This window comes from Cellulomonas citrea (assembly GCF_009829685.1).
In the GTDB taxonomy this organism is placed as follows: Bacteria; Actinomycetota; Actinomycetes; order Actinomycetales; family Cellulomonadaceae; genus Cellulomonas; species Cellulomonas citrea.
On sequence record NZ_VWSD01000326.1, the window covers coordinates 1 to 835 of the forward strand.

1 protein-coding gene is annotated in these 835 nt (G+C 53.4%); it reads left to right on the top strand.

Annotated elements, in window-relative coordinates:
• Positions 1–831, top strand: an 831-nt coding sequence (locus tag F2B26_RS16495; RefSeq protein WP_210766857.1) for a penicillin acylase family protein, incomplete at its 5' end; no start/stop codon positions are given.
• Positions 832–835: the final 4 nt, after the last annotated feature.

The window sequence follows — 835 nt, forward strand, 5'->3', positions numbered from 1 at the left end:
TCCTGGTTAAGTGTTGATCTGAAGATGACTTCGCCCGAGTTATTGTCCGGGTTCTGGGATGAAGTTGCAGAGACCACCAGCGATGCAAGAGTATCGAAGGATATCCACCTCCTGCAGGACTGGGATGAGCAGTTCACCGACGCGGATGGCGATGGTGCCTATGACCATCCCGGGGTGGCTTTGTTTCGAATCTGGCTCATGGCAGCACGTGATGAGATATTTACCGACGAACTTGGAGAGTGGAGCGTCAAGTTCGAGGACCATAATTATATCAAATACGGCACAAGCCTGACCTTGCGCGCTTTGGAGGGAGAGACCGCTGGTCGGCCGATGAAGTGGGACTTCCTCAATGGCCGATCACGCAGCGCTGTGGTCGAGGCAATTCTTCTGGAAACAATTGACCGGCTAGAGCGCAAGTTCGGCGCAGACATGGATGAATGGTTGCAGCCAGTATACTGGCGATACATGGGGCAGGAGGCATTCTACGCCCCCGACCCTGACAGACCAACCGTAGAGGCGACCGATTATGCCGGTTCAACCACCTATGTCGGAGCTGGCGTCAAGATTGGGGCTCTTGAGAAGGCCGTCCCACATAATGGTGCGCCATACTGGATGACGCTCATGGAAATTGGAGATCTGCCCCCGGCCATCGAAAGCATTACACCGGCGGGCGGCCAAGACTGGTTTATCAACCTTGCTGGCCAAGCCTCAAAGCACATCAATGACCAAACTGTCAAACACTTAAACTATGAGTTCAAATCGGTACCAATGAGCGATGAAGCTTTGGCATCCGTGAAGGTATCAGCATTTGAGATACATCCCGATCGTTGACCCG